At 66.6% G+C, this 25948-nt stretch carries 23 protein-coding genes; 7 read left to right on the top strand and 16 right to left on the bottom strand.

The genetic code is table 11. The features are described 5' to 3' along the window. Positions 1 to 80: 80 nt before the first annotated feature. The 5 genes from BLQ58_RS07060 to ompR form a co-directional block, all read right to left on the bottom strand. Positions 81 to 602 carry a carboxymuconolactone decarboxylase family protein gene (locus BLQ58_RS07060; RefSeq protein WP_029050617.1) on the bottom strand — a complete coding sequence of 174 codons (522 nt, stop codon included), beginning with the start codon at positions 600 to 602 and terminating at the stop codon, positions 81 to 83. A gap of 121 nt (positions 603 to 723) precedes the next feature. Next, positions 724 to 1272, bottom strand: a complete 549-nt coding sequence (locus tag BLQ58_RS07055) for a peroxiredoxin (RefSeq protein WP_029050616.1) — start codon at positions 1270 to 1272, stop codon at positions 724 to 726. Positions 1273 to 1592: 320 nt separating this feature from the next. After that, positions 1593 to 2885 carry an MFS transporter gene (locus tag BLQ58_RS07050; protein WP_029050615.1) on the bottom strand — a complete coding sequence of 431 codons (1293 nt, stop codon included), beginning with the start codon at positions 2883 to 2885 and terminating at the stop codon, positions 1593 to 1595. A gap of 273 nt (positions 2886 to 3158) precedes the next feature. After that, entirely contained in the window at positions 3159 to 4508 is a 1350-nt protein-coding gene (locus BLQ58_RS07045; RefSeq protein ID WP_029050614.1) for an ATP-binding protein, read from the bottom strand. A gap of 23 nt (positions 4509 to 4531) precedes the next feature. After that, positions 4532 to 5254 (bottom strand): osmolarity response regulator transcription factor OmpR, encoded by a 723-nt coding sequence (ompR, locus tag BLQ58_RS07040; protein ID WP_010810107.1) that lies wholly within the window; start codon positions 5252 to 5254, stop codon positions 4532 to 4534. Between the two features lie 285 nt (positions 5255 to 5539). On the opposite strand from ompR, the gene BLQ58_RS07035 reads away from it, so the two are divergent. Next, a complete protein-coding gene (locus BLQ58_RS07035; protein ID WP_029050613.1) occupies positions 5540 to 5911 on the top strand; it encodes a hypothetical protein in 372 nt (123 codons plus the stop codon). On the opposite strand, the gene BLQ58_RS07030 is transcribed toward BLQ58_RS07035, so the two are convergent. Together BLQ58_RS07030 and hpnD are read right to left on the bottom strand one after the other, a co-directional pair. Then, a complete protein-coding gene (locus BLQ58_RS07030; protein ID WP_029050612.1) occupies positions 5912 to 7174 on the bottom strand; it encodes a Zn-dependent hydrolase in 1263 nt (420 codons plus the stop codon). A gap of 141 nt (positions 7175 to 7315) precedes the next feature. Further along, positions 7316 to 8146 carry a presqualene diphosphate synthase HpnD gene (gene hpnD, locus BLQ58_RS07025; protein WP_029050611.1) on the bottom strand — a complete coding sequence of 277 codons (831 nt, stop codon included), beginning with the start codon at positions 8144 to 8146 and terminating at the stop codon, positions 7316 to 7318. A 409-nt stretch (positions 8147 to 8555) separates the two neighbouring features. Between hpnD and BLQ58_RS07020 the strand changes: the two genes are divergently transcribed. Continuing rightward, complete coding sequence (locus BLQ58_RS07020) at positions 8556 to 9800, top strand: efflux RND transporter periplasmic adaptor subunit (protein ID WP_029050610.1); 1245 nt, start codon at positions 8556 to 8558, stop codon at positions 9798 to 9800. A gap of 9 nt (positions 9801 to 9809) precedes the next feature. After that, a complete protein-coding gene (locus BLQ58_RS07015) occupies positions 9810 to 12920 on the top strand; it encodes an efflux RND transporter permease subunit (protein ID WP_029050609.1) in 3111 nt (1036 codons plus the stop codon). A gap of 21 nt (positions 12921 to 12941) precedes the next feature. On the opposite strand, the gene BLQ58_RS07010 is transcribed toward BLQ58_RS07015, so the two are convergent. The 8 genes from BLQ58_RS07010 to BLQ58_RS06975 all read right to left on the bottom strand — a co-directional run bounded on the left by BLQ58_RS07010 (position 12942) and on the right by BLQ58_RS06975 (position 20632). Continuing rightward, the gene (locus BLQ58_RS07010) at positions 12942 to 13178 is read right to left on the bottom strand and encodes a hypothetical protein (RefSeq protein WP_029050608.1); all 237 of its coding nucleotides are present in this window, start codon (positions 13176 to 13178) and stop codon (positions 12942 to 12944) included. A gap of 65 nt (positions 13179 to 13243) precedes the next feature. After that, on the bottom strand, positions 13244 to 13657 hold the full coding sequence (locus BLQ58_RS07005; protein WP_029050607.1) for a DUF3830 family protein: 414 nt from the start codon (positions 13655 to 13657) through the stop codon (positions 13244 to 13246). Between the two features lie 77 nt (positions 13658 to 13734). Continuing rightward, the gene (locus BLQ58_RS07000; protein ID WP_029050606.1) at positions 13735 to 14925 is read right to left on the bottom strand and encodes an amidase; all 1191 of its coding nucleotides are present in this window, start codon (positions 14923 to 14925) and stop codon (positions 13735 to 13737) included. 35 nt (positions 14926 to 14960) lie between these two features. Further along, on the bottom strand, positions 14961 to 15992 hold the full coding sequence (locus BLQ58_RS06995) for an ABC transporter ATP-binding protein (RefSeq protein ID WP_049815778.1): 1032 nt from the start codon (positions 15990 to 15992) through the stop codon (positions 14961 to 14963). A gap of 16 nt (positions 15993 to 16008) precedes the next feature. Continuing rightward, positions 16009 to 17100, bottom strand: a complete 1092-nt coding sequence (locus tag BLQ58_RS06990) for an ABC transporter ATP-binding protein (protein ID WP_029050604.1) — start codon at positions 17098 to 17100, stop codon at positions 16009 to 16011. A gap of 2 nt (positions 17101 to 17102) precedes the next feature. Further along, positions 17103 to 17990 (bottom strand): ABC transporter permease, encoded by an 888-nt coding sequence (locus BLQ58_RS06985; protein WP_029050603.1) that lies wholly within the window; start codon positions 17988 to 17990, stop codon positions 17103 to 17105. Positions 17991 to 18000: 10 nt separating this feature from the next. Then, positions 18001 to 18951: an ABC transporter permease gene (locus BLQ58_RS06980; protein WP_029050602.1), complete on the bottom strand. Its 951-nt coding sequence runs from the start codon at positions 18949 to 18951 to the stop codon at positions 18001 to 18003. A 103-nt stretch (positions 18952 to 19054) separates the two neighbouring features. Beyond that, on the bottom strand, positions 19055 to 20632 hold the full coding sequence (locus BLQ58_RS06975; protein WP_254775849.1) for an ABC transporter substrate-binding protein: 1578 nt from the start codon (positions 20630 to 20632) through the stop codon (positions 19055 to 19057). 263 nt (positions 20633 to 20895) lie between these two features. On the opposite strand from BLQ58_RS06975, the gene BLQ58_RS06970 reads away from it, so the two are divergent. Then, the gene (locus BLQ58_RS06970; protein ID WP_029050600.1) at positions 20896 to 22143 is read left to right on the top strand and encodes a Zn-dependent hydrolase; all 1248 of its coding nucleotides are present in this window, start codon (positions 20896 to 20898) and stop codon (positions 22141 to 22143) included. 26 nt (positions 22144 to 22169) lie between these two features. Here BLQ58_RS06970 and BLQ58_RS06965 read toward each other — a convergent pair whose 3' ends face one another. Next, complete coding sequence (locus tag BLQ58_RS06965) at positions 22170 to 22955, bottom strand: IclR family transcriptional regulator (RefSeq protein ID WP_029050599.1); 786 nt, start codon at positions 22953 to 22955, stop codon at positions 22170 to 22172. A gap of 246 nt (positions 22956 to 23201) precedes the next feature. On the opposite strand from BLQ58_RS06965, the gene BLQ58_RS06960 reads away from it, so the two are divergent. From BLQ58_RS06960 to BLQ58_RS06950, 3 genes are read left to right on the top strand one after another with little or no spacing between them, the layout of a single operon-like run. After that, on the top strand, positions 23202 to 23900 hold the full coding sequence (locus BLQ58_RS06960; protein WP_029050598.1) for a GntR family transcriptional regulator: 699 nt from the start codon (positions 23202 to 23204) through the stop codon (positions 23898 to 23900). 35 nt (positions 23901 to 23935) lie between these two features. Further along, a complete protein-coding gene (locus BLQ58_RS06955; RefSeq protein WP_029050597.1) occupies positions 23936 to 24613 on the top strand; it encodes a DUF2848 domain-containing protein in 678 nt (225 codons plus the stop codon). Positions 24614 to 24621: 8 nt separating this feature from the next. Beyond that, on the top strand, positions 24622 to 25944 hold the full coding sequence (locus BLQ58_RS06950; protein ID WP_029050596.1) for an amidase: 1323 nt from the start codon (positions 24622 to 24624) through the stop codon (positions 25942 to 25944). Positions 25945 to 25948 lie beyond the last annotated feature (4 nt).

Below are 25948 nucleotides of genomic sequence, written 5' to 3'. Positions count from 1 at the left end.
TGGGTGCCTGGCGATGCGTCACGGGCGACGCCGCCCGCGATAAACGCCCGATTGGCGTGCTTCGGTTGCGATTTCGCGCCTTATTCCGCGACGATTACATTGGCAGCGGCGCCAATCACGGCGGCGATGCGGCCGACATCGCGCAGCTGCTGGGCGCTCATGCCCTGTTCGTTCTTCAGCAGCTGGTAGTGCGACTTCACGCAGAAGTGGCACTTGCCGATGATCGACGCAGCCAGGGCGTACATCTCGAAGCGGCGCTTGTCCACACCACCATGGGTAGCGTAGGCGTTCATGCGCAGGCCAGCGGGCTGGCTGGCCAGGTCCGGATCTTCGGCCATCTCGACGTACGGATACCAGATGTTGTTCATGCCCATCAGCGCGGCGGCGGTTTGCGCGGCGTTGACTTCCTCGGGCGACAGCACGTTGGCATTGCGAATCACGTCGACAATCAGCTTGCTCTTGGCCGCGAAGGCCGCAGCCAGCGCCACGCCCACCGCATCGTTGCCTTCCAGCGACGAACGCGCGATGGTGCCATCCACATTCAGGCGGATGTCCTTGGCGTAATCGGGGATTGCATTCTTAATCGTGCTGAGGAATTCCATTTATTTCTCCTATCGACAAGGGCTCAAAAAACCCGCACATAGCGGGTTTCGACATGAAAGGGCGCCAGGCCCTTCCATGTGATGTGCCGGGTCACCCAAGGTGCCTGGCGGGCAGGGCCAATTACAGCGTGGCGCCGCCGACAGCGCGGTTGCACGGGCACAGTTCGTCCGTTTGCAGACCGTCCAGAATACGCAGGACTTCTTCCGGGTTGCGGCCCACGTTCAGGTTGTTCACCGAAACGTGCTGGATCACATTGTCCGGATCGACGATGAACGTCGCGCGCAGGGCCACGCCAGCGGCCTGGTCACGCACGCCCAGCTGGTCGACCAGCGAGCCGGTCACATCGGCGAATTGCCACTGGTTCAGCTTGTTCAGGTCCTTGTGTTCGCGGCGCCATGCCAGCTTCACGAATTCGTTGTCGGTCGAGCCGCCCAGCACGATCGCGTCACGATCGGCGAAGTCGTTGTTCAGCTTGGCGAACGCCACGATTTCGGTCGGGCACACGAACGTGAAGTCCTTCGGGTAGAAGTAAATGATCTTCCACTTGCCCTCGAACGACTTTTCGGTGATGTCTTCGAAAGCCGACTGGCCATTCTCTTCGTGGTTGTTGAAACCCGGCTTGACACCAACGATGCTGAAGGCTTCGAGCTTGTCACCAACGGTCTTCATAGACTTCTCCTAGATACGGTTGAACAGATTGAGGCTTGCAATCTACGATTCCGTTCCCGCGGCAGCCGGGGATGTCAATCGTATTTGCACGAAAGCTTCGAGTATGCGCATTTGTGCGCACCAAGGCCAATTGGTTTTCTTAACTGGCCCGATAGGCAGCGTTTCATGCGGCGCAAAACGAGCCGCCAGTATGCCATGTGCGCGAGATGGTGATGGCTGTCCGAAAAGCAATCGCGCCGCCATCACGTACTTGCCACGAAAACGTGTCAGGCACATGAAGGCGGCGCGGGCCGCACGCATGCGGCAGGCAGGCCAGGGGCTCAGGCGGTGCGCAGCGCCGCTTGCTCGCGCCGGGCGCGGAAGATGACCAGCGTGGCGACCAGGCCGCAAGCCGCGGCAAACATCAGCCACAGGCCGGGGGCTGCCTTGTTGCCGGTGCTATGGATCAGGTACGTCGAGATCGCCGGCGTGAAGCCGCCGAACAGTGCCGTGGCCAGGCTGTAGGCCAGCGAGAAGCCGGCGGTACGCACGGCGGGCGGCATGACCTCGGTCAGGGTGACGACCATGGCCCCGTTATAGCTGCCATAGAGGAACGACAGCCACAGTTCCACCATCAGCAGGCGCTCGAAAGAGGGCGCCGCCACCAGCCACGACACCGCGGGGTAGGCCGTGACCAGCGTGGCGATCGTGAAGAACACCAGCAGCGGCTTGCGGCCGATACGGTCGGACAGCGCCCCCATCAGCGGCAGCCAGATGAAATTCGACAGGCCCACGCACATCGTGACGATCAGGTTGTCCACGTCGTCGAGCTTGAGCACCGTCTTGCCGAACGTCGGCGTGTACGCGGTAATCATGTAGAACGACACCGTGGTCATTACCACCATCAGGCAGCCGGCGATGATGATGCGCCAGTTGTCGAGCATCGAACGGTAGATCTCGTTGATCGTCGGACGATGCTTGCGCGTGCGGAATTCCTCGGTTTCTTCCAGCGAGCGGCGGATCAGGAACAGGAACGGCACGATCAGGCAGCCGATCAGGAACGGCACGCGCCAGCCCCAGCTGTCCATCTGCGCGGGCGCCAGCGTGGCGTGCAGGACCACGCCGAGCAGGCCGGCGAAGATCACGGCCACCTGCTGGCTGGCCGACTGCCAGGCCACGTAGAAGCCCTTCTGGCCGGGCTTGGCGATCTCGGACAGGTACACCGACACGCCGCCCAGTTCCACGCCGGCCGAGAAACCTTGCAGCAGGCGCCCGAACAACACGAGCAGCGGGGCGGCCACGCCGATCGAAGCATAGCCCGGTACCAGCGCAATCAGCAGCGTGCCCAGCGCCATCAGCGCCAGCGTGATGATCAGGCCCTTGCGGCGGCCGTGATGGTCGATGTAGGCGCCCAGCACGATCGCGCCAAGCGGTCGCATCAGGAAGCCGGCGCCGAAAGTGGCCAGCGACAGCATCAGCGAAGCAAACTCATCGCCGGCAGGAAAGAACGTACGCGCGATGGCGGCGGCGTAGAAGCCGTACACCATGAAGTCGTACATTTCGAGGAAGTTTCCGCTGACGACGCGGAACACGGTACGGAAACCGTGCTGGGATGTGGAGCTGGAGCTTGACATGGCTGTCTCTCGGTCGCCGCATGTGGGGTCGTGCGGCATGTTGTCGGTCGTTGTCAGCCATGGCGGAAAAGGGGTGCTGCGGCAGGCGGCGCCATGACTTCGGATGCCGTTGTATGCATCGGCCTGTCGATGGCCTGAAGTGTGCGCAATGACGCTGTCATTCCCCTGTCAGCAACCTTTCAAAACCATATCAAATGCTGAAGAAAACCTGTCAATGCGCCGCATGCGGGACACACGGGCACTCAAGTGGGGCGCGAAGGGGAATACGGCGGTTCAGGCGCGCTTGAATCGCGCGCTGACCACGAGTCCGGTTTTCGGGGCGGGACGGTTGGCCAGTATCAGGCGGCCGCCGTTGCGCTGCAGGATACGGTTGACGATGGACATGCCCAGGCCGGCGCCCTTGGCTTCGCTGCGCGCGCTGTCGAGCCGGTAGAACGGGCGGGTCAGCAGCGACAGCTGTTCGTCGGGCACGCCGGGCCCGCTGTCGGCCACCACCAGCACGGCTTCCTTGTCCTCCACCCGCGTGGAGATTTCCACCTCGGCCATGCCCGATTCCTCGTCCTTGGCATAGCGGCGCGCGTTCTCGACGAGGTTGTCCAGGATGCGCTGGATCTCCATGCGGTTGGCCACGGCCATGACCGGGCCATTCGAGCGCACGTGCACGCGCACATCGTCGTGCGCGGCATAGACGCCAACGGATTCCTGTACCAGCGTGGAAAGGTCCACCGGCTCCACCACTTCCTGGCCTGGCCGGGCGTAGTTCAGGAACTGGCCGATGATGGCGTCCATCTGTTCGATGTCGGCAATCATGGCGTCACGCGTGGTGGTGTCCACGGGCGACATCTCGGTTTCCAGCCGCAGACGGGTCAGCGGGGTGCGCAGGTCGTGCGAGATGCCGGCCAGCATGACCACGCGGTCGTCGTCGAGCTGGCGCAGGTCGCGCACCATCTGGTTGAAACTGCGGTTGGCCTGGGCCACTTCGCTGGCGCCCTGTTCGCGCAGCGGCGGCGCTTCGCCCCCGGTACCGATCAGTCGCGCGGCATTGGCCAGCCGCTTGAGCGGGTAGTTCACGCGCGCCGTGATGAAGGCCGCGCCGATGATCGACAGCAGCAGCGCCGCAATACTCCACCAGAGCCACTGGATGCCGGGCACGCGTTCGAAGCGTTCGGGGCTGATCGCCACCCAGTAGTCGTCGCCTTCGATTTCGAAGCTGACCCACACGCCCGGAATATCGTTGACGGTGGTGGCCAGCACGGTGTCTTCGCCCAGCCGGCTGCGGATTTCCTGCTGGACGAGCTGCGTCAGGAACGGGTTGGCCTTGGGCGCGGCAAAGTCGTCGTCCTTTTCGCGCGGATAGACCTTGATGCCCTCGTTCTGGACGAGGTCGAGCAGCAGGAACCGGCGCCGGGCCGGATCCGAGTAGAGCAGGGCTGCGCGGGTGAGCTTGACCACGCTGACCACCTGCATGGCGATCTGCTGGGCGCGCGGCGCGCGTTCGAAGAGCCGATAGCTCTGGAACCAGATACCCAGCGAGATCGCCAGCAAAAGGGCGATCAGCATGAAGGTTCGCCAGAATAGCGAACCGAAGAACCGCGTTGCGGTACGGCCGAGGGCAGTCGCCACGATGAGGCTGCGGTCGACCGGACTTACTTCACGCCATCGGGGATGAAGACGTAACCCAGGCCCCACACTGTCTGGATGAAGCGCGGGTTGCTCGGGTCAGGCTCGATAAGCTTGCGCAGACGCGAAATCTGCACGTCCAGGCTGCGGTCGAAGACTTCGTATTCGCGGCCGCGCGCCATTTCCATCAGCTTTTCGCGCGACAGCGGCTGGCGCGGGTGGCGCGCGAAAACCTTGAGCACCGAGAATTCGCCCGTGGTGAGGGTGATTTCCTCGTCGTTCTTGGTCAGCGTGCGGGTGGCCAGGTTCAGCACGAAATCGCCGAACGCAAACGTTTCGGGCGTTTCGGACGGCGCGCCCGGTACTTCGGCGGGCCCCTTGCGGCGCAGCACGGCGTGAATCCGCGCAATCAGCTCGCGCGGATTGAAAGGCTTGGGCAGATAATCGTCGGCACCCATTTCCAGGCCGACGATGCGATCCACGTCCTCGCCCTTGGCCGTGAGCATGATGATCGGGGTCTGGTCGTTGGCGCCGCGCAGGCGGCGGCAGATGGAAAGCCCGTCTTCGCCGGGCATCATCAGGTCCAGCACCAGCAGATCGAAACGCTCGCGCAGCCAGAGCTTGTTCATGGCCGTGGCGTTTTCCGCCACGAGAACCGTGAAGCCCTGCTCGCCAAGGTAGCGGCGCAGCAGGTCGCGCAAGCGCGGGTCGTCATCCACGACGAGAATCTTGTGGCTGGTATTTTCCATGGCGGTATCTTAGCGACTATCGCTTTCGCTCAAAATGGCTTAACAAAACGTTACATACTTTACCCCGTGGTATGGCGGCATGCACCTTTTGTGCATTTACACTCCGCAAACCGTTTTCCCAAGGACGATTTTCGCCGGGGAAATGAATGGTCACCACGGGCATCGTACTGTTCCCGGCCGCGACACGGGCATTCGCCTTGCTGTCGGCGGGGGCGATGCCGGTGCGCTGCCACCGGGGATCCTGAAGATCGATCCGGAGGCCACAGTCGAAACCGCCATTATCCAATGAAAGTGAAGCATAACCGGCACGGGCAAACCCTGCGTCGCACAATTTGCGCGCGAGTGGTCTGTCTGGCCGGCCTGACCCTGCTGATGGCCGTGGCACCTGCTCCGGCATTCGCCCAGTCGGCGGGCATGGCGCATTTGCTTCACCCCAAGGGCCAGCCGCCCGGCGGGCCCGGCAGCAGCCCGTCCGCACCCGAACGCAACCGTCAGCCACCCCGCCGCAACGATCGTGCCGAGACCGAGCGCGACATGGCGGAGCGTGCGGCGCGCCAGGGGCAGCGCGGCGGCAGCCAGCGCCTGTCGCCCGACGAGCGCAAGACGCTGCGCAAGAATCTTTACGACATCGGCAAGGAAATGTACCAGGGCGGCTGATCAGCCCGCCGCCCGGAAGTGCCGCAGGAAGTCCACGAATACCTCGGCGGCCTGCTGGGCGTCTTCCACCGTGATCGTTTCCGCCGGATTGTGGCTGATCCCGCCATTGCCGCAGCGCACGAACAGCATTGCCACATCGGTGATCCGCTGCATCATCATCGCGTCGTGCCCCGCACCCGAAGGCAACTCGAACGCCTCCAGCCCACGTTTTCTCAACACGGCCGCGAACTGGTCCATCAGCCAGCGTGCGCAGGGCGCGTTGTTGACCGGCGTGACCCGTTCCACGGTGACCTGCAGCAGGCGCCGCGCCGCAATGGCCTCGATGCCCGCCACGATGTCCGCAATGGCCGCTTCGCGGATGCCGTCCTCGCCCGCGCGGATGTCCATCGAAAATACGCATGCGGCCGGAATCACGTTGCTCGATCCGTTGGGCACCTGCAGCTGGCCCACCGTGCCGACCAGCGTCGGCACCTGGCCGCAGCGCTGCTCGACCAGCAGGATCATTTCCGCGGCGCCGGCGGCGGCGTCGCGTCGCATATCCATTGGCGTGGTGCCGGCATGGCTGGCCAGGCCCTCCACGCGCACCAGAAAGCGGCTGCTGCCGGCGATCTGCGTCACGATGCCGAGCGGCAGGCCGCGATTCAGCAGCACCGGGCCCTGTTCGATGTGGACCTCGACAAAGCCGGCCAGCGTGGCGGGATCGACCGCCGCGGCGCGCAGCGCGTCCAGCGCGCCAGCGCCCGGGAAGCCCGCCTGCGCCAGGGCATCGCGCATCGACACGCCATCGGCGTCCACGCGGTCCAGCAAAGCCGGATCGAAGCGGTTCGCCAGCACGCTGCTGGCCAGGAAGCTGGTCTTGAAGCGCAGGCCTTCCTCTTCGGCAAAAGCCACCACCTCGAAGTGGTAGGGCAGGCGAATACCCGCATCGCGCAGCGCGCCCACCACGGCGATCGGCAGCAGGATGCCCAGCCGCCCGTCGTAGCGTCCGCCGTTGCGCACCGTGTCGAAGTGCGACCCGGTCATCAGCACCTTGGGGTCCGGCGCGGCCGGATCGGCGGCATAGCGGCCGATCACGTTGCCGATGGCGTCGATGCGCACCGTCATGCCGGCATCTTCCATCCAGCGCGCCAGCAGCGCCTGCGCCTGGGTGTGGGCGGGCGTCAGGTAGGCGCAGGTCAGGCCGCCTTCCATGTCGGAGTGCCGGGCCAGGGCGTCGGCGCGATCGAGGATCAGCTGGCCTAGAGAGGGCGTGGCAGTGGTCATGGCATCAATACGTTGAAACGACTGGCCGCCAGGGACTGACGGCGCGGGACGGGGCCGCGGCAGAAAGGGCGGCAGTAAGAGCGGTAGAAAAGGGCCGACGGCGCAAGAAACCCGCGGGCCGACGCGGCAAGGAACCCGCGCTCAGCCATTCCTGAGCCAGGTCTTCCACGCCAGCCACAGCTTGCGCATGGGCGTCAGCGCAATGCGCTGGGTCAGTACCTGGAAATCGCTGGCTTCGATCTCGTCGAGCAAGGCATGGTGGATGGCCGCCCGCGCCAGCGACGCGCGCTGGGCCCGGCGGTCGGCGCGGGGCAGCAGCGCCAGGGCTTCCTGGTACAGCGTGCGGGCCAGCGTGGCCTGTTCGCGCATCAAGGCCACAAACTGCGGGGAATGGCGCGACTGCATGATGTCCGCCACCGGCACTTCAAATCGCTGCAGGGTATCGACGGGAATATAGACGCGGCCCTGGCGGGCGTCGTGGCCCACCTCGCGCACGATGCGGATGCGCATCTGCGACAGCCCGAGCTTTTCGGTCGATTCCAGCGTACGTTCATCGGTAAAGCCCAGCAGCCGCGCCGACAGCTTGCCCAGCGTGCCGCCCACCAGCCGGCAGTACCGGCCAAGCGCGCCCTCGTCGAAATAGCGCGACTGGGCGAGGTCCATCTCGGTGCCATCGAGCACCTGGGTCATCTCTGCCTGCGGCAGGCTGGCCAGGTAGGGCAGCAGCGCGTGGCTGACGGGGTGATTCGGGCTGCCTTCGTACAGGCGGCGCAGTTCGGCGCGCCACCAGTCCAGCCGCTGGAGGGCCACGCCGGCGTCGTGATTCTCGTGAACGATGGCATCCAGCTCCAGGCGCCAGGCTTGCAGCGCCGTCAGCGCACGGCGGCGTTCGGGAGGCAGGAGCAGGCTGCTGTAGTAGAAACTGGAGCCGCTTTTCGCGGCCTTGTCCTGGCAATACTGATCGGGCGTCACGCCAATCTCTTTCTGGTGGGGCGGCGGGGGCGGCGCCAAAGCGGCGAATTGTAACATCGGCCACCCGGGCCGGCGCCCCGGCAATTGAGTGATGAAAAAGGCTTTTGTAGCCTGCCGCGCCGGCAACGTGACGTTTTGTCGCGAAATACAGCCGTTCGTCATCCGGCGTTTGACGCACTCATGGGCGCTCGCTATATTACTGACCGCAAAGTTATTAACTCATCGTGGCCGATTTCCGAATGTTCGGGGATCGACCCGCGCGGCAGCAAGGCACCCGACCCGAGGCGCCAGCGAGACACCATCCGGCCGCAAGGCCGCGCAGTACCGCTGCCGTATTCGGCCCGAGTATCAGCCGGGTTTTCGCTGCACCCAGCTTCATCCTTTTCCACCGACTCAAAGACGCTTGTCCATGCCAGTGCCCATTGCGAGGCCGGAAGTTGCGGCCGCTGAAGTTGATCTCGTTCCCCAGTCGCGCGTGGCCGTGCGCCGCCCCGTGCGGCCGGGGCGGGCCCGTTTGGCCGTGGGGCTCGTGGCCTTGGCGGGGTTGCTGGCACTGGGTGGATGTGGCAAGCAGGCCGAGCCGGTGGAGGACGTGCGGCCGGTACGCCTGATGCAACTGAGCCCGGCGGCCGGCAAGACGGAGTACGAGTTTTCGGGCGAAGTTCGCCCGCGCATCGAATCGCGTCTGGGGTTTCGGGTGGGTGGCAAGATCTCGGCCCGTCTGGTCGATGTCGGGGCCAGCGTACGCAAGGGGCAGCCGCTGGCACGGCTGGATCCCACCGATCTGGCGCTGGCCGAGTCCGGCGCGCGGGCCCAGTACGATGCGGCCAGGACCGATCGTGATTTGGCTGCCGCCGACCTGAAACGCTACAAGGAACTGGCAGCCAGGAATTTCATCAGCGCAGCCGAACTGAACCGCCGCCAGGCTACCTTCGATTCGGCCGCGTCGCGGCTGGAACAGGCGCAGGCCAGCCTGCGCAACCAGTCGAACCAGACCGGCTACGCGGTGCTGACGGCCGACGCCGACGGCGTGGTGACTGCCATCGATACCGAAGTAGGCCAGGTGGTCACGCCGGGCCAGCCGGTGATCCGTGTGGCGCAGACCGCCGAAAAGGAAGTGGCCATCGGCCTGCCCGAAGATCAGGTGGACATGCTGCGTGGCATCACCGATGTGTCGATCCATACGTGGTCGGACCCCGACCGCACGTTGCCTGGCCGGGTGCGCGAGATTTCGGCGGCGGCCGATCCGGTCACGCGTACCTATCCGACCCGCGTCAGCATTCCCAACCCGCCGGCCGACCTGCGCATCGGCATGACAGCCGTGGTGTCGTTCACCCGGACCGGCGATGCGGCCACGATCCGCGTGCCACTGACTGCGCTGCTGCAGGACAAGGGCGCCAACCAGGTATGGATCTACCAGCCCGGCCAGGGCGGCAGCGGTACGGTCAAGCCGGTGCCGGTGACGCTGGGCGAGGCGCAGGGCAACCTGATCGAGGTGCGGCAGGGCCTGACGCCGGGCCAGACCATCGTCACGGCCGGCGTCCATCTGCTCAAGCCCGGGCAGAAGGTCAAGCCGATGCAGAGCGTGGCGCCGGCGCAGCCCGCCTCGAATCCCGGCGCGCAGCTGAGCGCCCTCGACCGCCGCCTGGGCTGAGGGCGGCGCATGGAACATTCCCGTTTCAACCTGTCGCGCTGGGCGCTCGAACACCAGCCGCTCACGCGTTACCTGCTGGTCGTGCTGCTGCTGGGCGGCCTGCTGGCGTTCTTCCAGCTTGGCCAGGACGAAGACCCGCCGTTCACGTTCCGCGTGATGGTGGTGCAGGCCTTCTGGCCCGGCGCCACGGCCGAGCAGATCGCCGTGCAGGTCACCGACAAGATCGAACGGCAACTGCAGGAAGTGCCGTATGCCGACAAGATTCGTAGTTTCTCCAAGCCGGGCGAGACCACGGTGATCTTCCAGCTGGCCGACAATTCGCCGGCCAAGGACACCGCGCAAATCTGGTACACGGTTCGCAAGAAGATCGGCGATATCCAGCAGACGCTGCCGCAGGGCGTGCGCGGCCCGTTCTTCAACGACGAGTTTGGCGACGTTTACGGCTCGATCTACGCACTGTCCGCCGACGGCTTCAACTACAAGGAACTGCGCGAATACGCCGATCTGGTGCGGCAGGAACTGCTGCGCATTCCGGCCGTCGCCAAGGTCACGCTGCTGGGGCTGCAGGACGAGAAGATCTTCATCGAGTTCAACCAGGCGCGCTTTGCCCAGCTTGGGCTGGACATCAACGCCATCGCCAACCAGATCTCGGAGCAGAACAATCCCACCGGCAGCGGCGTGCTGGTAACGCCGACCGACAACCTGCAGGTGCGGGTCACCGGCCAGCTGGGCGACGTGGAAGACCTGCAGAACCTGGTGCTGCGCGGGCCCAACGGCATTGCCAATATCCGCCTGGGCGACATCGCGCACGTGTACCGCGCCTATGTGGACCCGCCGGTCAGCAAGATGCGCTTCAACGGCAAGGACGTCATCGGCCTGGGCATCTCGATGGAAAAGGGCGGCGACATCATCGCGCTGGGCCAGGAACTGCGCCGCGTGACCGATGGCCTGCGCGGTCAGTTGCCGGTGGGCATCGAGATGGACCAGGTGCAGGACCAGCCGCAGGCGGTCAAGCGCAGCGTGGGCGAGTTCGTCCACGTGCTGATCGAGGCCGTGGTGATCGTGCTGGGCGTCAGCTTCGTGGCGCTGGGCCTGCATACCCGGCCGCTGCGGCTGGACGTGCGGCCGGGGCTGGTGGTGGCGCTGACCATCCCGCTGGTGCTGGCGGTGACGTTCCTGTTCATGAACATCTTCGGCATCGGCCTGCACAAGATATCGCTGGGAGCGCTGATCATCGCGCTCGGGCTGCTGGTCGATGACGCCATCATCGCCGTGGAGATGATGGTCCGCAAGCTCGAAGAAGGCTTCTCGAAGATGGAGGCGGCCACCTTTGCCTACACCTCCACGGCCATGCCGATGCTGACCGGCACGCTGATCACGGCGGCGGGCTTCCTGCCGGTGGGGCTGGCGCGCTCCACGGTCGGCGAATACACGTTCGCGATCTTTGCGGTCACGTCGCTGGCGCTGGTGCTGTCCTGGCTGGCGGCGGTCTATTTCACGCCGTATCTGGGCTACCTGATCCTCAAGACGCGCACGCATGACGGCGGCCATCACGAGGTGTTCGACACGCCGTTCTACGCGCGCTTCCGGCAGCTGGTGAACTGGTGCGTCACGTGGCGCAAGACGGTGATCGCGATCACGCTGGTGGCGTTCGCGCTGGGTCTGCTGGCGTTCAAATACGTCGAAAAGCAGTTCTTCCCCGATTCGAGCCGCCCGGAGCTGATGGTGGAGTTGTGGATGCCGGAGGGCACCGCCATTGCGGAGACCGAGGCCATGACCAAACGCTTCGAGGCCGCCATGCGCCGCGACAAGGGCGTGCAAAGCGTGACCTCGTTCGTCGGCACCGGCGCGCCGCGCTTCTACCTGCCGCTGGACCAGATCTTTCCGCAGTCGAACGTGGCACAGGCCATCGTGATGCCGGTGACGGTGGAAGCGCGCGATGCGTTGCGCAAGCGCATCGAGCGCGTGCTGGTCACGGAATTTCCGCAGTTGCGCGGCCGTGTGAAGCTGCTGCCGAACGGCCCGCCGGTGCAGTATCCGGTGCAGTTCCGCGTGATCGGTCCCGATGCCGGCGGGGTGCGCAAGGTGGCCGATCAGGTGCGGGCGATCATGACGGCCAACCCCAACACGGTGGGCGTCAATGACAACTGGAACGAGAACGTCAAGATGCTGCGCCTGGAGCTGGACCAGGACAAGGCGCGGGCGCTGGGCGTGACGACCAACGCCATCGCGCGGGCTACCCAGGCGGTGCTGACGGGCGTGCCGGTGGGCCAGTATCGCGACGCCGACAAGCTGATCGACATCATCATGCGCACGCCGCGCAGCGAGCGCGACACGATGTCGGACCTGAACAACGTGCTGGTGCCCACCAGCAGCGGCCGCGCCGTGCCGCTGACGCAGGTTGCGCGCGTCACGCTGAAGTCCGAGCCTGGCGTGATCTGGCGCGAGAACCGCGATTTCGGCATCACCGTGCAGTCCGATATCGTCGATGGCATCCAGGGCCCGACCGTCACCGCGCAGATCAATCCCAAGCTGGACCCGATCCGGGCCGCGCTGCCGGCCGGCTACCGGATCACGATCGCCGGTGCCCAGGAGGAAAGCGGCAAGGCCGGCGCGTCGATCGCAGCGCAGCTGCCGCTGTGCATCTTCCTGATCTTCACGCTGCTGATGCTGCAGTTGCACAGCTTCTCGCGCGCGGTGATGGTGTTCCTGACCGGCCCGCTGGGCCTGATTGGCGCCGCCGCCACGCTGCTGCTGCTGCATTCGCCGATGGGGTTTGTCGCGCAGCTGGGCATCACGGCGCTGCTGGGCATGATCATCCGGAACTCGGTGATCCTGGTGGACCAGATCGAACAGGACATCCGGTCCGGACTGCCGCCGTGGAATGCCATCGTGGAATCGGCGGTGCGCCGCTTCCGGCCGATTATCCTGACGGCCGCGGCGGCGGTGCTGGCCATGATCCCGCTGTCCCGCTCCACGTTCTGGGGGCCGATGGCGGTGGCCATCATGGGCGGTCTGGTGGTGGCTACAGTGCTGACGCTGCTGTTCCTGCCGGCGCTCTATGCCACGTGGTTCCGGATCAAACCGCCCGAGGACGAGCGCGGGGTGATGGCGGGTTGATCCCGGCCGAAGGCGCGGGCCTTACGGCCGGCGCTTCTTCCATTCGTAGTCCGGCGGCGGGTCTGCCGCGCCGGGCTTGCCGACCGAGTTCGGGTTTTCCGAGCAGAGCGTGACAAAGCTGACCGGTTCGCCCGCGAACTGCCGGCGGCGCAGCGCCTCGGCGAACTGCAGCGCATCGCGCAGCGCATCTCCCGGGAACGATTGAGCGTGCGGGGCCATGCCTTCGGCGGTGGCCTCGGTCCAGTAGATCATGTACATGTGATGTCTCCGTTGCGGCGTCGCGGCCGAGCCGGCCGCCCGTCGCAGCTGAGGCCGGCTGCCCGTTACTCGGCCAGCTCGAACACCACGTCCTGCGCGCCCTCCCACAGCACCTTGGTGCCCAGCGCGCGCAGGTTTTCCTTGCCTTCGACGATGGTCAGGAAGTGGTTGCCGGCCAGCTGGCCCATCTTGCTGGCGAAGCAGCAGCTGCCATAGGCCAGGATGATCTCGGTTTCGCTGTAGCCGCCCGGATAGAACAGGATATCGCCCACCGACGGATGGCTCGTGTGGTTTTCGAAGCCCACGCCGAGCTTGAACTCGCCCAGCGGAATCCAGCAGCCTTCGCCGCTCCAGCGCACGTGGATCAGCTTCTGCCGGTAAGGCAGCAGCTTCATGAAGGCCGCCACGGTGTCGGGGGCGTCCGGGTTCGTCTCGGCGATAAACGAATGGCCGGCGGCGGTGATGCGGAGTCGGGTCATGGAGTTTTCCTGTTGCGTGTCCGTCCCCGCCGGCACGGGGCGGCGGGGTCCAGTTGAGCCTAGCCTATGCCGGCCCGTCAGACCAGTGCCGTCATCAGCGTCTCCGCCACGGCGATCAGGCTGCGGTCGCTGCCCTTGGGGCCCAGCAGCGAGATGCCCAGCGGCGCCCCGTCCCGGCCCGACAGCGGCAGGCTCAGTTGCGGAAAGCCCGACAGCGGCGTCAGGCACAGCGTATGGGCGGCCGCCGTGCGGTAGTCCTCCAGCGCCTCCATCGGCGTGGCGCGCAGCGGGGCGATGTCGGGCATGGTCGGCAGCACCAGGATGCCGTCATGGCCCAGCAGGCGCCCAAGGTGGGCGGTGAATTCGCGGCGCACGGCGCTCGACTGCTCGAACTGGGCCTGCGTGACGCCCTTGCTGAAGGCAAAGCGCCCGGCCACATCGGGCCCAAGCTGCAGCCCATAGTTTTCGATCAGCGCGCCGTCGGCCTCCCACGCTTCCCAGCCTTGCACGTAGCGGAACGCCCAGTACAGGTCTGACAGCGGGCGGTCCGCCACGTCCACCGGCGTGGCCTTGCCCAGGATGGCTTCGATCCGCGCCACGGTCGGCGCCAGCGCGGCGCGCGCGGCCGGTGTGGGCAGTTCGAACAGGTCGGCCGCCAGCAGCAACCGCGGCCGGGCCGGCAGCGGATCGCCATCGGCGCCGAACAGTACGTCGGCCACGCGGGCGAACGTGGCGATATCGCGAGCGAAGAAGCCGCAGGTATCGAGCGATTCGCACAGCGGCATGCAGTCCTTCAGCGAAATGCGGCCATGGGACGGCCGGATGCCGAACAGCCCGCAATGGCTGGCCGGCGCACGCACCGATCCACCCGTGTCGGTGCCCAGCGCGAAGTCGCAGAGCTGGTGTGACACGGCCGACGCCGATCCCGAGGACGAGCCGCCAGTGATGCGGTCGGGTGCCGCGCCGTTGTACGGGCCGCCGTAGTGGTAGTTCTGGCCGTTCATCGAAAAGGCCAGCTCGTCGGTGTGTACCTTGCCGATAAACGTGGCGCCGGCGTCAAGCAGCTTCTGCACGGTGGGCGCCGTGGCGGTCTTGATGCCCGAGCGCGCCAGCACATGGGGATTGCCGCCGCCGGTCGGGTAGCCGGCCACGTCGAACAGGTCCTTGACCGCGAAGGTCAGGCCACGGAGGGGCCCGCTTGCCGCGTTCGGCACGGCGACATCGGGGTAGGGCAGGAACGCGCGGGCGGGATGGGTGGCCAGGCTCATGGTGTTCGGGTTTCCTTGGTCGAGAAGGTAGGAGGTCATGCCGCGCATTCGCTGGACGCGGGCTCGGATACCAGCACGCAGCTCACGCGGTGGCCGCCGCCCAGCGATACCGCTGGCGGCACGGAAGACAGGCACTCGGGCCGCGCCTGCGCGCAGCGCGGCGCGAACGTGCAGCCCGGGGGCAGGTTGGCCAGGTCGGGCGGTGCGCCGCCGATGGTCTGCAGGCGCTGCCCACGGTCCATGCCGTGCTGGCGGCTTTGCAGCAGCGCAATGGTGTAGGGATGGCGCGCCTCGCGCATCAGCGTGCGGATCGGGCCTTCCTCGACGATGCGGCCGCCGTACATCACGGCCACGCGGTCGGCAATCTCCACGGCCGCCCCGATGTCGTGGGTGACGAAGACGATCGACAGGCCCAGTTCGCGCTGCAGTTCGCGCAACAGGATCAGCACCTGGATCTGCACCGTGGCGTCCAGCGCCGTGGTCGGTTCGTCGGCCAGCAGGATCTTGGGCTGCGCGGACAGCGCCAGCGCAATCATCGCGCGCTGCCGCATGCCGCCCGACATCTCGTGCGGATAGGCGGCCAGGCGGCGCTCGGGGCTTGGAATCCGCACCGATTCCAGCGCCTTGAGCGCCAGCGCCTGGGCTTCGGCCCTTGACACCTTGCGATGGGTGCGGATGCATTCGACGATCTGCTGGCCCACGGTGTAGACCGGGTCCAGCGCCAATAGCGGCTCCTGGAACACCATGGCGACGATGCCGCCGCGCAGGCGGGCCAGCGCGCGCTTGTCGAGCTTGAGGACGTCCTGCCCGTCCACGCGGATATCGCCCTCCATCGTCGTGCGGCGAGGCGGATGCAGGCGCATCAGGGCCCGCAGCGTCACGCTCTTGCCCGAGCCCGATTCGCCGATCAGGGCAACCGCTTCGCCCGGCGCGACGTCGAGCGATACGCCATTCACGGCCCGGATGGTCTTGCCGCCGCCCGAGAACGTCACGCGCAGGTCACGCACCGAGACGGCCGGCGGGGTCGGGGTGGCGGAGACGGAGGAACTGGTGGAGTCTATGGACATCGAAATCTCCGGCGAATCAGGGTGTGGCGGCGTGCAGGCCGGGCGTCATGCGGCGCATCGGCAGCGAATGGCCGCCGTCGGGCATCGCCATCAGGCACGACACCGGATGGCCGGCCAGCGCATCGGACAGCACCGGCGCGCGGCGTTCGCAAATCGGCTCGGCGCGGGCGCAGCGCGGATGGAAGCTGCAGCCGGGCGGCGGGTTGATCGGGTTGGGCGGGTCGCCGGCCAACGGGGCGGCCAGCGTGCGGTGGTCGGGGTCCATCGACGGCATCGACGCCAGCAGCGCGCGCGTGTACGGGTGGGCCGGGTTGGCATAGACCGATTCGGTGTCGCCGATCTCCACGACCTTGCCCAGGTACATGACCATCACACGGTCGCACAGGTAGCGGATCACGTTGAGGTCGTGGCTGATGAAGACGTAGGTCAGGTCGAATTCGGCCTTGAGGTCCAGCAGCAGGTTCAGCACCTGGGCCTCGACGGACTTGTCCAGCGCGGACACCGCTTCGTCCAGGATCACCAGGCGCGGCCGCAGCGCCAGCGCGCGCGCGATATTCACGCGCTGGCGCTGGCCGCCCGACAGTTCGTGCGGATAGCGTCCGGCAAATCGCTTCGGCTCCAGGCCCACACGTTCCAGCAGATAGCGCGCGCGCTCGGTGGCTTCGCGGGGCGGCACGCCGTGCACGCGCGGCGTGAAGGCCACCGATTCCTCGATGGTCAGGCGCGGGTTCAGCGACGAATAGCTGTCCTGGAACACCATCTGCACCTGGCTGCGGAAGGCCTTCATCGGCAGTTGCGGCGAGCCCACGCCCTGGGCGTCGAAGATCAGTTCGCCGCTGTCGTGCGGCGTCAGCTGCATCAGCAGCCGCGCCGTGGTGGACTTGCCGCAGCCCGATTCGCCCACCACGCCCAGCGTTTCGCCCTTGAGCACGTCGAAGCTCACGCCATCGACGGCCCGCACCACGCCGCCGGGGCGGAACGGCACCGCCGATTTCAGCGGGAAATGCTTGACCAGGTCGCGTGCGATGACCAGCGGCTGGGCCGGGCCGCCGACATCGGCGGCGGCGGGGGGCACTACGGGGTTGGGGGTTGCCAGCATCTCGGCCATGCTCACTCCTTGATTTCCATCGCCGAGCGGATGCCGTCGGCCAGCAGGTTGAACGAGATCGAGGTCAGGAAGATCATCGCGCCGGGCAGCGCAGCCACCCAGGGCTGCGTGTAGATGGCCGTGCGCAGCGTGTTGAGCATCAGGCCCCATTCGGGCTCGGGCGGCTTCACGCCCAGGCCCAGGAACGACAGGCCGGACGCCAGGATCATCGACACCGAGATCAGGCTGGTGGCGTAGACGAAGATTGGCCCCAGCACGTTGTTGAGCACGTGCGCCCGGACGATGGTCAGCGACGATGCGCCCGAGGCCCGCGCCGCATCGACAAACTCGCGGTTGCGCACCTGGGTGGTCACGCTTTCGGCCACGCGCACGATCTGCGGCACGAAGACGATGGTCAGCGACAGCAGCGCGTTGCCCACGCCGGCGCCCAGCGTGCCGGACAGCGCGATGGCCAGCAGCACCGACGGGAAGGCGTAGAGGATGTCGGTGAGCCGCATGATGGCCGTGTTGGTCCAGCCACCGGCATAGCCCGCCACGATGCCGATGGCGCTGCCGATCACGAACGCCAGCAGCACGGGCGTGATGCCCATGAACAGCGACAGCCGCGCGCCGAGCATCAGGCGCGACAGCATGTCGCGGCCCAGCTCGTCGGTGCCGAGCGGATAGCCCTCGAAGCCGATCGGCTTGAGCCGCTTGAGGATCGACGACGCGTACGGGTCGGCCGGCATCAGCGCCGGCGCGAAAATGGCCATCACAATCAGCGCCAGCAGGATCAGCCCGGCCAGCATCGCCAGCCTGTTGCGCAGCAGGCGCCGGCCCACGGTGGCCCAGTAGCCGGGGGAGCGTTCCACCGGCAGCGGCGCCACGGCCTTGTTCAGCGTCATTTCCATGGCAGGCTCCTCAGTTCCGTTGGATGCGCGGGTCGAACAGCGTCTGCAGCGCGTCGACCACCAGGTTCAGCAGCACGAAAAACACGGCCAGGACCAGGATCGTGCCCTGCAGCAGCGGAAAATCCCGCTGGAAGATCGCCGAGTTCAGCAGGAACCCCGTGCCGGGCCACGAGAAGACCGTCTCGATCAGGATCGAGCCGCCCAGCAGGTAGCCGAGCTGCAGGCCCATCACCGACAGCGCGGTGGGCGCGACGTTCTTGACCACGTGCCGGAACACGGCGTATTCGGACAGCCCGCGCGCGCGCAGCCCGACGATGAATTCGTTGGACAGGATTTCGGCCACCAGCGCCCGGATCGTGCGGGCGACGATGCCCATCGGGATCACCGACATCGTGACGGCCGGCAGCAGCATGTACTGGATGTGTTCCCAGTCCCACCGCCAGGAGCCCGATCCATCGGGGCCGGCGCCGGTGGCCGGCAGCCAGCCCAGCAGCACCGAGAACGCGATGACAAGCACCATGCCCAGCCAGTAATGCGGGATGCTGACGCCCAGCACCGACAGGAACGACGCCACGCGGTCTGGCACCGAATCGCGCAGGTAGCCCGCCACGAAGCCGAAGAGGCTGCCGAGCGTGAAGCCGATCAGCGTTGCCACGGCGGCCAGCCGGATCGAGTTGACGACCGCGTTCGATACTTCGGCCATCACTGGGCGGTTCGTCGCGATCGAGGTTCCCAGGTCGCCATGCACGGCACGCGCGAGCCAGTGGAGGAATTGCTCCACGAACGGCTTGTCGAAGCCGTACAGCGCGGTCAGCTGGCGGCGCAGGTCCTCGGACGCATCGGGTGGCAGCACCGACACGAGCGGATCGCCGGGCGCGATATGAACCAGCGAGAAGCAGAGCAGGGCGACCCCAAGCAGGATCGGCAGCGCATACACGATGCGGCGGAGCAGGTAAGTCATGGTCTGTGGCCGGCTTGTGGGGATGGCGATGACATTTCAATTCGGCGCCCCTCGCCCGGGGTCGGGAGAGGGGAGCAAACAGGCGAGTCGGGCAAACCGCGCGTCAATCCATCGACATCGTCGCAATGTCGATGAACCAGCTTTGCGGCTGCACCACGCCCTTGACCTTCTTCGAGATCGCGCGCGGGCCAACGTCGTGGGCGATCAGCACGAAGGGCGCTTCCTCGACGATGCGGGCATGCAGCCGGGCCAGCGCGGCATCACGGTCCTTCTCGCCGAACGACGTGCGCGCGGTTTCGATCAGCTTGTCGAACTCCGCATTGCCGAAGTAGCCCCAGTTGTTCGAAACCGGCGGCTGGGTCTTCGTGCTGACGAAGCGGACCATGGCGAAGAACGGGTCCATCGCCGCAAAGCTGACGTTGATGGCGTTGGTGCCGTGCGCGCTCGGGTCCTTGGCGCCGATGCGCCAGTTCGTGAACAGCGTGTTCCACTCGACCACGTCGAAGTCCACGTCGAAGAAGCATTCCTTGAGGTTCTGCTGCACGTATTCGTTCATCGGCAGCGGCTGCATCTGGCCCGACCCCGATGCCGACACCTGCACCTTGACCTTGACCGGCTTGGCGGCCGAGTAGCCGGCCTCGCTCATCAGCTTGCGCGCGGCGGCAGGGTCGTACTTGATGTCGAACTTCGGATTGCCCCACCACGGGTTGCCGGACTCGACAATGCCCTTGGCCTCGGCCATGTAGCCGCCCAGCAGCGTTTTCAGGCCGGCGCGGTTCACGCACAGGTTGGCGGCCTGACGCACGCGCTTGTCCAGCCACGGGGAGTTGGGCGCGAACGACAACTGCCACGGCCACATGTGCGGCTGGGCGTTGGCGTAGACCTCGAAGCCACGGCTCTTGATCTGCGCGATGGCGTCAGGCGCGGGGGCCTCGATCCAGTCCACCTGGCCGGACAGCAGGGCCGCCGTGCGCGCGTTGGCCTCGGGCATCGGCACCATCACAACCTTGTCGATCTTCGGCGTGCGCTTCGGGTCCCAGTAGCTGGCGTTCTTCGCCAGTTCCAGGCGCTCGCGCGGCACGAATCGCGTCATCTTGAAGGGACCCGTGCCCGATGCATCGGCCGCGAACGCCACCCATGCCTGCTTGCTGCGCTCGGCCGGGTCGGTCACGGACGCGGGCACGGCGGCCAGCTTCTTCTCCCACTGCGTGGGCGACGCCATGAACAGGTTCGACACGTTATAGGGCAGGAACGAATCGGGCTCGGCCGTCACCAGTTCCACGGTCAGGTCGTCGATCTTCCTCGCGCTGCGCAGCGTGGGCATGCGCGATGCCGTCACCCCCACCTGGCTCGGATCGAACTGCTTGGCGGTCTTGTCGAGCACCTTGTTGACGTTCCAGACCACGGCGTCGGCGTTGAACGGCGAGCCGTCGTGGAACTTCACGCCGGGCCGCAGCTTGAACGTCCACCTGGTCTTGTCCTTGTCGTCGACCTTCCACTCGGTGGCCAGGCCCGGCACCAGCAGGCTCGGGCCGTTGCTTTTGGACAGATCCCAGGCGGTCAGGGCGTCGTACATCGGAATGCCGGTGAAGCGGTTGCCTTCGAAACCCTGGTCGGGCTGGCCCAGCGTGCGCGGGATATCGGCGGCGGTCATGCCGATGCGCAGTACCTTGTCGGCCATGGCCGCGCCGGGCAGGGCCAGCAGCGACAGGGCGACGGCAGCCGAAGCCGAACGGATGACAGCGGAGAAACCTTTTGCGCGGGGATACGTGGAGAGGGTCACAGGCAGGGCTCCTGATTGGGGGATGGGTTGAACGCTGTGTTCGGTCTCGAACTAGCAAGTGATGTGCCAGTGCCCATGCACCATCGCTGGATCATCGGCGCCGGTGGTCTGCTTCTTGCTGGATCGACACTCGATGTTCACTCACTGCAGACAACACAGACATGGATTCGCAATTCACTCCCCGCATCAATGGCGCCCGCCTGTGGCAATCGCTGATGGACCTGGGCGCGATCGGCGCCACGCCGCTGGGCGGCGTGTGCCGCATCGCCCTGACCGACGAAGACCGCAAGGGTCGCGACCTGGTGGTGCAGTGGTGCCGCGAGGCCGGGCTCGACGTGCGCGTGGACGAGATCGGCAACGTCTTCGCGCGCCGCGCCGGCACCGACCCCAACGCACCGGCGGTGGCCACCGGCAGCCACATCGACACCCAGCCATCGGGCGGCAAGTTCGACGGCAACTTCGGCGTGCTGGCCGGGCTGGAGGTCATGCGCACGCTCAATGACCTGGGCATTGCCACGCGCGCCCCGCTGGAGGTGGCGTTCTGGACCAACGAGGAAGGCACGCGCTTTACCCCGGTGATGATGGGGTCTGGGGTGTTTGCCGGGGTATTCGACGGCGAGTTTGCGCGCGCCCAGCAGGACCGCGACGGGGTCAGCGTGGGCGATGCGCTCGAAGCCATCGGCTACCTGGGCGCGCAGCCCGCCGGGCAGGTGCCGGGCGGCATGTACGCGGCCTACTTCGAGGCGCATATCGAGCAGGGGCCCGTGCTGGAAGCCGCCGGCCTGCCGATTGGCGTGGTCAGCGGCGCGCTGGGCCAGCAGTGGTACGACGTGACCGTGACCGGCCAGGATGCCCATGCGGGCCCCACGCCGCTGGCGCTGCGCCACGACGCGCTGCTAGCATCGGCGCGCATGATCGAGGCCGTCAACCGCATTGCGCGTGACGAGGCGCCACATGGGCGCGGCACCGTGGGTTTTGTCGAGGTCAAGCCGAACTCGCGCAACGTGATTCCGGGGCGCGTGGATTTCTCGGTGGACTTCCGCAACCTGTCGCAGGCCGGGCTCGACCGCATGGACGCGGCGATGCGCGCCGCGTTTGCCGGCATCGCGGATGCCACCGCCGTCACGGTGGCCGTGCGTCAGGTCGTCAAGTTCGAGCCCTGCATCTTCGCGCCTGCATGCGTGGACAGCGTGCGGCGCGCGGCCGCGTTACTGGGGCTGCCGCATATGGATGTGGTGAGCGGGGCCGGGCACGATGCCGTGTACGTCGCCCAGCGCGCGCCCACCGGCATGATCTTCGTGCCGTGCAAGGACGGCATCAGCCATAACGAACTTGAAGACGCGCTGCCCGAGCATATCGAAGCCGGCGCCAACGTGCTGCTGCAGGCGATGCTGGAGCACGCGCGCTAAGCCTCCCGCCAGCGAAACGCCGGAGGTCAGTGGGCGATCGACCGCGAGATCGCCCACGCGCATTCGATCACCAGCGGCCCGAGCTTCTTCTGCGCGTCGGCCATGGTCCAGCGGCTGGCCGGCGGGGATACATGCACCGCGCCAACGGCCTCGCCACGGCTGTTCACGATGGGCGCGCCCACGCCCATGTCACCGAGGAACAGTTCCTCCTCATTGCACGCATAGCCCAGGCTGCGGCACGCCACCACCTGCTCGAAGATCGCATCCACATCGGTCAGCGTGGCCGGCGTACGCGCCTGCCGCGTGGAGGCTTCGAGCATCGCGCGTACCTGGTCGTCGGGCAGCCGGCTCAGGTAGGCCCGGCCCGAACTCGTGCAGTACATCGGAATCCGCATGCCCACCGGCGTCAGCACGGGCATGTGCTTGGCGGTCATGAGTTGCGCGACGTAGACCATGTCGAGCCCCACGGGCTCGGTCAGGTTGGCCGTCTCGCCGCTGGCATTGGCCAGTTGCGACAGATAGGGGCTGGCAATCGGAATCAGCGCGTCGGCAGCCAGGTAGTTGTAGCCGATTTCCATCACCTTGGGCGTCAGCCGGAAGCGCCGCGTCTGCGGGTGCTTGTCGACGTAGCCAAGCCGTTCCAGCGTATGGACGGTGCGCTGCGCCGAACTCTTCGTCATGCCGGTCAGCGCGGCCAGTTCCACCAGGGTCAGCGTGCGATGCACGGCGCTGAATGCGCGCAGGACTTCGAGCCCTTTTTCCAGGGACTGGTTGAAGAGCGGGTCGGGACGGTCGCCGTCGTTGATGGCCATGGGGGTGGATCCGGATTCGGCACCATCGTCGTGATCCGCTGCACCACGATTGTTAAATATTGCACCAAGATATTTATGTATCGATTATCGATTCATAGCGGACGGCTAATGATAGGCGCAACGGCCGTCACATGGCCAGCCGAGGCGCGATGCCTAGCGTTTACCCCTAGGAAATTCCCGGTTGTGTCCAGTGAAATATCACACTAGTATCACAACAACTTCAAACGAACAGACACTGATCCTGCCGTGGTGAATCCGATTCGACTGGTTGGCGCCGCCGACCCCGCGCCCGCACTGCCCACCGCCGCCCAGAGCGGCGCGGCAATGCGCGAGCAGGCCTATACCGAAATCAAGCGCCGCATCATCGCGTGCGAGTTCCGTCCGGGCGAACCGCTGAACGAGGCCCAGGTGGCCGCGCTGCTGGGCCTGGGCCGTACGCCGGTGCACCAGGCGCTCCACCGGCTGGAAGTGGAAGGGCTGGTGTCGATCCTGCCGCGCAAGGGCGTGCTGGTGACGCCGCTGTCTCTCAATGAAGTGCTCGACATGATCGAAGTGCGCGCCACCAACGAGGTGCTGTGCGCCACGCTGGCCTGCGAGCGCGGCCACGACAGCGATTTCAAGGCCATGCGCGACATCGTCGACCGCTCGCCAGAACTGGTCGCCCGGCGCGACATCCCCGCGCTGGCCGCCCTGGATCTGAAGTTCCACACGGCGATGTCAGCCGCCTCGCGCAACCGCGTGCTGGCCGATCTCCTGCGCGGCCTGCACGAGAAGCAGGCGCGTTTCTGGTTCCTGTCGCTGTCCGATCCGCAGCACCTGGAGAACGTCTACCAGGAGCACCTGGAGATCGTTGACGCCCTGGAGCGGCGCGACGTGCCGGCCGTGCGCGAGGCCATCCGCGAACACATTGACGAATTCCGGAAGAACATCATCCGGACACTCTGACCCGAACTTTTTCCTCGTAACAAAGGTAGTACGCAATGCCGACACTGCATCTCCAGGTAGCCGGCGGGGGCGCGCTCGCCCTCGACATCGAACGACTGATCATCGCCGGCTGGACTGGCCGCGACATGGCAGCCGTCCAGCACCATATCGACGAACTGAAGGCCATCGGCGTGAAGCCGCCGGCCACCGTGCCCACGTTCTATCCGCTGGCCGCCCAGCTGCTGACCACCGACGACGTGCTGGAAGTGCCGCGCGACGACTCGTCGGGCGAGACGGAATTCGTGCTGCTGCAGGGCGCCGACGCGCTCTATATCGGCATCGGCTCGGACCATACCGACCGCAAGGTCGAAGCGTACGACGTGACGGTATCCAAGCAGATGTGCGCCAAGCCCATGGGCCGCGAAGTGTGGCGCTTCGACGAGGTGGCCGATCACTGGGACGCACTGGAAATGCGTTGCTGGCGCGTGCGCGACGGCCAGCGTGCGCTGTACCAGGAAGGCAAGGTTACGCGCCTGCTGGACCCGCGCGACCTGATCGAACGCCTGACCGGCGAATCGCAGCTGCCGCCGGGCACCGCGATGTTCTGCGGCACCCAGGCGGTGATCGGCGAGATGGGCCACGGCGAATCGTTCGAAGTGGAACTGCACGATCCCGTACGCAACCGCAGCCTGCGCCACGCCTATCGCGTGGAAACGCTGGCCGTAGCCGAGTGAGCATCGCCATGACTGCACCGACCATTGCAGAACTGGCCGCCGCGCTGGCATCCGGCCGGACCACCAGCGTGGCGCTGACCGAAGACGCGCTGGCCAGGATCGACCGTCATATGCAGGCTGGCGGCGCGGCGTTCATGAGCGTCGACGCCAAGGGCGCGCTGGCACAGGCCCATGCGGCCGACCAGGCCCGCTCGGCAGGCTACGTGGCATCGCCGCTGGCGGGGCTGCCAGTATCGGTCAAGGACCTGTTCGATGTGCGCGGTCAGGTGACGCGTGCGGGCTCGAAGGCACTGGACGGCCGCGCGCCGGCCCGGGCCGACGCCCCGGCCGTGGCGCGGCTGCGCGCCGCTGGCGCCGTGCTGATCGGTCGCACCAACATGAGCGAGTTCGCGTTCTCGGGCCTTGGCCTGAACCCGCACTACGGCACACCGCGCACGCCGTTCGATCCCGACCGCATCAGCGGCGGCTCGACGTCGGGCGGCGCCGTGAGCGTGGCGGAGCAGATGGCCGTGGCCACGCTGGGCACCGACACCGGCGGCTCGATCCGCATCCCGTCGGCCTTCTGCGGCCTGACCGGCTTCAAGCCCACCGCGCGCCGCGTGCCGCTGGACGGCGCCGTGCCGCTGTCCACGTCGCTCGACTCGGCCGGCCCGCTGGCCCGCTCGGTGGCCTGCTGCGTGGCGATGGATGCGGTGCTCAGCGGCGAAACGCTGGACACGCGCGCCGCCAACCTGCGCGGCCTGCGCTTCTACGTGACCCGCGACTTCGTCGCTGACGGGCTCGATGCCGAGGTGGCCCAGGCATTCGAGGCCACGCTGGCGAAGCTGGCGGCGCAAGGCGCGCACATCGTGGAATTCGCTTTCCCCGAACTGCGCCGCCTGCCCGAGATCAACGCTGCCGGCGGCCTGACCGCGGCCGAAGCGTGGACCTGGCATCGCGAGCTGCTGCAAACGAAGGGCGACCAGTACGACCAGCGTGTGGCCCAGCGCATCCGCCGCGGCGAGAAGCTGACGGCCACCGACTACATCGTCCTGCTGGCCGAACGCCGCGCCATGCAGCAACGCGCCGCCGAGCTGCTGCGCGATGCCGATGCCTGGCTGATGCCGAGCGTGGCCGAGCGTCCGCCGCGCCTGGATGCGCTGCAGCGCGACGAGGATTTCTTCGCGATCAACGGCCTGGTGCTGCGTAACCCGAGCGTGATCAATTTCCTCGATGGCTGCGCGGCGTCGCTGCCGATGGGCGAGGGCATGGGTCTGGGCGTCTGCGGCCTGCATGGCAACGATGCCCGCGTGCTGCAGGTGGCCGCGGCCATCGAGCAGGCCCTGGCCTGACGCC

Origin of the sequence: Ralstonia sp. 25mfcol4.1, assembly GCF_900104095.1 — a bacterium.
Lineage (GTDB): Bacteria > Pseudomonadota > Gammaproteobacteria > Burkholderiales > Burkholderiaceae > Cupriavidus.
The sequence above is the reverse complement of the archived record's forward strand: the minus strand, read 5'-3'. Positions and strand labels throughout refer to the sequence as shown.

What these genes read in the sequence shown, in the direction of transcription:
- BLQ58_RS07060 (WP_029050617.1), bottom strand. Translation starts at nt 602, where the DNA reads ATGGAATTCCTCAGCACGATTAAGAATGCAATCCCCGATTACGCCAAG.
- BLQ58_RS07055 (WP_029050616.1), bottom strand. Translation starts at nt 1,272, where the DNA reads ATGAAGACCGTTGGTGACAAGCTCGAAGCCTTCAGCATCGTTGGTGTC.
- BLQ58_RS07050 (WP_029050615.1), bottom strand. Translation starts at nt 2,885, where the DNA reads ATGTCAAGCTCCAGCTCCACATCCCAGCACGGTTTCCGTACCGTGTTC.
- ompR (WP_010810107.1), bottom strand. Translation starts at nt 5,254, where the DNA reads ATGGAAAATACCAGCCACAAGATTCTCGTCGTGGATGACGACCCGCGC.
- BLQ58_RS07035 (WP_029050613.1), top strand. Translation starts at nt 5,540, where the DNA reads ATGAAAGTGAAGCATAACCGGCACGGGCAAACCCTGCGTCGCACAATT.
- BLQ58_RS07030 (WP_029050612.1), bottom strand. Translation starts at nt 7,174, where the DNA reads ATGACCACTGCCACGCCCTCTCTAGGCCAGCTGATCCTCGATCGCGCC.
- BLQ58_RS07020 (WP_029050610.1), top strand. Translation starts at nt 8,556, where the DNA reads ATGCCAGTGCCCATTGCGAGGCCGGAAGTTGCGGCCGCTGAAGTTGAT.
- BLQ58_RS07015 (WP_029050609.1), top strand. Translation starts at nt 9,810, where the DNA reads ATGGAACATTCCCGTTTCAACCTGTCGCGCTGGGCGCTCGAACACCAG.
- BLQ58_RS07010 (WP_029050608.1), bottom strand. Translation starts at nt 13,178, where the DNA reads ATGTACATGATCTACTGGACCGAGGCCACCGCCGAAGGCATGGCCCCG.
- BLQ58_RS07005 (WP_029050607.1), bottom strand. Translation starts at nt 13,657, where the DNA reads ATGACCCGACTCCGCATCACCGCCGCCGGCCATTCGTTTATCGCCGAG.
- BLQ58_RS07000 (WP_029050606.1), bottom strand. Translation starts at nt 14,925, where the DNA reads ATGAGCCTGGCCACCCATCCCGCCCGCGCGTTCCTGCCCTACCCCGAT.
- BLQ58_RS06995 (WP_049815778.1), bottom strand. Translation starts at nt 15,992, where the DNA reads ATGTCCATAGACTCCACCAGTTCCTCCGTCTCCGCCACCCCGACCCCG.
- BLQ58_RS06990 (WP_029050604.1), bottom strand. Translation starts at nt 17,100, where the DNA reads ATGGCCGAGATGCTGGCAACCCCCAACCCCGTAGTGCCCCCCGCCGCC.
- BLQ58_RS06985 (WP_029050603.1), bottom strand. Translation starts at nt 17,990, where the DNA reads ATGGAAATGACGCTGAACAAGGCCGTGGCGCCGCTGCCGGTGGAACGC.
- BLQ58_RS06980 (WP_029050602.1), bottom strand. Translation starts at nt 18,951, where the DNA reads ATGACTTACCTGCTCCGCCGCATCGTGTATGCGCTGCCGATCCTGCTT.
- BLQ58_RS06975 (WP_254775849.1), bottom strand. Translation starts at nt 20,632, where the DNA reads ATGGCCGACAAGGTACTGCGCATCGGCATGACCGCCGCCGATATCCCG.
- BLQ58_RS06970 (WP_029050600.1), top strand. Translation starts at nt 20,896, where the DNA reads ATGGATTCGCAATTCACTCCCCGCATCAATGGCGCCCGCCTGTGGCAA.
- BLQ58_RS06965 (WP_029050599.1), bottom strand. Translation starts at nt 22,955, where the DNA reads ATGGCCATCAACGACGGCGACCGTCCCGACCCGCTCTTCAACCAGTCC.
- BLQ58_RS06955 (WP_029050597.1), top strand. Translation starts at nt 23,936, where the DNA reads ATGCCGACACTGCATCTCCAGGTAGCCGGCGGGGGCGCGCTCGCCCTC.
- BLQ58_RS06950 (WP_029050596.1), top strand. Translation starts at nt 24,622, where the DNA reads ATGACTGCACCGACCATTGCAGAACTGGCCGCCGCGCTGGCATCCGGC.